General features: G+C 69.8%; 4 protein-coding genes. All 4 read right to left on the reverse strand.

The annotated features are described in order from the left end of the window. Positions 1-1,064: homogentisate 1,2-dioxygenase (hmgA, locus tag ACK5F2_RS13245; RefSeq protein WP_409865301.1), on the reverse strand; the 1,064-nt coding region annotated here is incomplete at its 3' end. Between the two features lie 11 nt (positions 1,065-1,075). Next, positions 1,076-2,044, reverse strand: coding sequence for a Bug family tripartite tricarboxylate transporter substrate binding protein (locus ACK5F2_RS13250; RefSeq protein WP_409865305.1), 969 nt, complete (start codon positions 2,042-2,044; stop codon positions 1,076-1,078). A 56-nt stretch (positions 2,045-2,100) separates the two neighbouring features. Then, entirely contained in the window at positions 2,101-2,310 is a 210-nt protein-coding gene (locus tag ACK5F2_RS13255; RefSeq protein ID WP_409865302.1) for a DUF2783 domain-containing protein, read from the reverse strand. A 7-nt stretch (positions 2,311-2,317) separates the two neighbouring features. Beyond that, positions 2,318-3,270, reverse strand: a 953-nt coding sequence (locus ACK5F2_RS13260; RefSeq protein ID WP_409865303.1) for an FAD-dependent monooxygenase, incomplete at its 5' end; no start/stop codon positions are given.

Raw genomic sequence — 3,270 nt, forward strand, 5'->3', positions numbered from 1 at the left:
CCCTCGGGCTTGGCGTCGTACTGGCCCAGCACCAGGCCCATGAACTCGCTCATCACATTGCGGTGGTACCAGGGCGGACGGAAGGTGTCCTCGGCCACCATCCAGCGCGGCGGGAAGATCACGAAGTCCACATTGGCCCAGCCCGGCGTGTCCGAGGGACTGGTCAGCACCGTGAAGATGCTGGGGTCCGGATGATCGAAGCTGATCGAGCCAATGGTCATGAAGTGCGCCGTGTCGTACTTGTAGGGCGCGAGATTGCCGTGCCAGGCCACCACATTGAAGGGCGTGTGGCCCTGCTGCGCGGTCCAGAGCCGGCCGCCGAACTTCTTGACGATCTCGTAGGCGCCCTCCTCCACTTCGTAGGCCGCCACCGGCGCCAGAAAGTCGCGCGGATTGGCCAGGCCGTTGGAGCCTATGGGGCCCAGCTCCGGCAGGCGCAGGGCGGCGCCGTAGTTCTCGCACACATAACCGCGCGCGGGGCCGTCCGGCAGCGCCACCTTGAAGGCCAGGCCGCGCGGGATCAGGGCGATCTCGCCGGGCTTGACGTCCAGCAAGCCCAGCTCGGTGGTGATGAGCAGGCGCCCCTGCTGGGGCACGATGAGCAGCTCGCCATCGGCATTGACGAAGGCGCGGCGCTCCATGGAGCGATTGGCCAGATAGACATGGGCGGCCATGCCGGTCTGCGCGTCGGGGTCGCCGTTGACGGCATAGGTGCGCAGACCTTCGATGAAGTCCTGCGCCGCATCGGCCGCAGCGGGCAGGGCCAGCGGCGCCCAGCGCAGCGGGTCCGGCGGCACGGCGGCCGCGCCCTCGCGGGCGCCGGTCTTCAGGCCGGCATGGGCCAGGGGCTGGTAGCCGCCCACCACCACCGAGGGCTGGCGGCGGTACATCCAGGTCCGCAGGTTCTCGGCGCGCGGCGCGGTGAAGGCCGTGCCCGAGAGCAGCTCGGCGTAGAGGCCGTGGGCCACCTTCTGCGGGCTGTTGCGGCCCAGGGGCAGGCTGCCGGGCACCGCCTCGCTGGCGTGCTCGTTGCCGAAGCCCGATTGGTACTTGAGTTCGCTCATCGGGAAGATGCTCAGTCGAGTTTGATATTGGCGGCCTTGATGACCTGGCCCCACTTTGCCAGTTCCTGCTTCCAGTAGGCGCGCATCTGCTCGGGCGAGCCGCCCAGGGCCTCCAGGCCCAGCACCTGGAAGCGGGCCTTCACGGCGGTGCTGTTCAGCGCCTCCTGCAGGGCCTTGTTCAGCGTGGCGATCACCGGGGCGGGCGTGCCGGCCGGCACGGTCAGGCCCTGCCAGGCATAGGCCTCGAAGCCTGCCAGGCCCTGCTCGGCAAAGGTGGGCACCTCGGCAAAGGTCTTGATGCGGGCAGGGCTGGCCACGGCGATGGCGCGCAGCTTGCCCGAGATGATGTGGGGGTAGCCGGCGGCCGTGTCCACGAACATGAAGGGCACCTGACCGCCGATCACATCCTGCACCGCTGGCGCGGCGCCGCGGTAGGGGATATGGGTCAGCTTGAGCTTGGCCTGCTCACGCAGCAGCTCGGTGGCCAGGTGGTGCGGGCTGCCAGCGCCGGGCGAGGCGTAGTTGATGCCGCCGTCCTGACGCGCGGCCCAGGCCAGGAATTCCTTGTAGGTCTTGGCCGGCACGCTGGGGTTCACCACCAGCAGCATGGGGAAGCGGGCGATCAGGCCCACCGGGGCCAGGTCTTGCTCGGCCTTGTAGCTGAGCTTGGTGTAGAGCCAGGGGTTGGCGGCCAGGGTGGCGGTGTCGGCGCTCAGGATGGTCTGGCCGTCGGCCTTGGCCTTGGCCACGTAGTCGGCACCGATATTGGTGGCGGCGCCGGGCTTGTTGTTGACCACAAAGGTCTGGCCCAGGCTCTTGCCCATGGCCTCGGCCAGGGTGCGGGCCACCACATCGCTGCCACCACCGGCCGGGTAGGGCACGACCCATTCCACGGGCTTGTCGGGATAGGCGGCCAGGGCGGCGGGGGCGGCCACGGCGCTCAGCAGGGCCAGGATCAGGGGGCGGCGGGAGAACAGCATCATGAAGTCTCGTGGTTCAGAAACGGAAAAAGGTCGGAAGGAATCGCAGGCCGGACTCAGGCGGCGCCGGCCTGCAAGGTGTTGTCACGGGCCAGGGCCAGGGCTTCATCCAGCACGGCGCGATCGCCCACCTGGTTGGCCAGTATCAGGACCAACTTGGTCAGCAGCATGTCGGCCTGCTCGTCGCTCAGGCCGCGCTGGGAATGGATCAGGGCCTCGTAGAAGCCATCGGGGTCCGGGATGTTGGGGCTGCGGATCAGGGGCATGGGCGCTTCACTCCTGGGCCAGGGCGCGCCGCAGGGCGGCGGCCACCTTGGCGGTGTCAAAGCCGCGCCAGCGCGCGGCCACATGCTGGTCGGGGCGGATCAGATAGACGGTGCCGGGCTGGCCGTCATAGCGCTCGCGCAGCAGGCCTTGCGGGTCGGCGATGTCGCGCCCCACCACCAGGGCCGGGGCCAGGTCTTGCGGCGGCAGCTCGCCAAAGCTCAGCAGGGTGAAGCCGCGGCCCAGATGGCGCAGCAGCCAGTCGCCATCGGCCAGGGGGGCGTCCAGGCAGGGGCTGCCGGGGGCCATGGCGCTGTCGAAGGCCTCCTCGTCCGGCGTGTTCAGCGGCGAGGCGGCGTAGTGCGTGGGCATGGAGAGCCGGCCGCTATTGACCAGGGGGCGGGCAAAGGGCTCGCTGCGGGCCAGCTCCAGCACCGCATTGCGCAGGCGCAGCGAGGCGCGGCTCTTGGGGCAGATGAAGTCGGTGGCGCGGGTGGAGTTGAGGATGTTCTCGTCGGCGGCCGTGGCGCGCTCGGCGTGGTAGCTGTCCAGCAGGGCCGGGGGCGCGCGGCCCTCCAGCACGGCCTGGAGCTTCCAGCCCAGATTGTCGGCGTCCTGCACCCCGCTGTTGGCGCCGCGCGCGCCAAAGGGCGAAACCTGGTGAGCCGAGTCCCCCACGAAGAGCACGCGCCCATGGCGGAACTGCTGCAGGCGGCGGCAGGCGAACTGGTAGACCGAGACCCACTCCAGCTCGAACTCCACCTCCGGGCCCAGCATGGCCTGGATGCGCGGGATCACCTTCTCGGGCTTCTTCTCCTCGGCGGGGTCGGCATCGCGACCGAGCTGGAAGTCGATGCGCCAGACGCCGTCGCACTGCTTGTGCAGCAGCACCGACTGGTTGGGATGGAAGGGTGGGTCGAACCAGAACCAGCGCTCGGGTTGGGCGCCGGGCCGCCGAAGGC

Origin of the sequence: Roseateles sp. (assembly GCF_046300915.1) — a bacterium.
Classification (GTDB): domain Bacteria; phylum Pseudomonadota; class Gammaproteobacteria; order Burkholderiales; family Burkholderiaceae_C; genus Kinneretia.

Bases quoted from the DNA above. Each gene is read 5' to 3' on its own strand.
- ACK5F2_RS13255 (WP_409865302.1), bottom strand. From the start codon at position 2,310: ATGCCCCTGATCCGCAGCCCCAACATCCCGGACCCCGATGGCTTCTAC.
- ACK5F2_RS13250 (WP_409865305.1), bottom strand. From the start codon at position 2,044: ATGCTGTTCTCCCGCCGCCCCCTGATCCTGGCCCTGCTGAGCGCCGTG.